The following is a 233-nucleotide window of genomic DNA, read 5'->3' on the forward strand; positions in this document are numbered from 1 at the left end:
GTTTCGAGCCACAGGAATCTAAGAGAATAGATGCTGAATACGAGAAAAGCATCACTCAAGAACTTTCAAACGCTGTAAATCACCCAGAAACGAGCATTTCAGAAATGGAGCGTAAAGAAGTTGCTGAACTGACACCAGAAGAGAAGAAAGCCAAGATAAAAGAGATTAAGGAAAAGGTAAAAGAAGGCGCCATTTTAGACGGCGATCCATATTTCACGGTTTCATTCTCAGAT

At 40.3% G+C, this 233-nt stretch carries 1 protein-coding gene; it reads left to right on the forward strand.

From position 1 onward, the window contains the following. Positions 1-233: hypothetical protein (locus SB724_RS21950; protein WP_410573206.1), on the forward strand; the 233-nt coding region annotated here is incomplete at both ends.

This window comes from Bacillus sp. SIMBA_031 (assembly GCF_046535225.1).
GTDB classification, from domain to species: Bacteria; Bacillota; Bacilli; order Bacillales; family Bacillaceae; genus Bacillus; species Bacillus velezensis.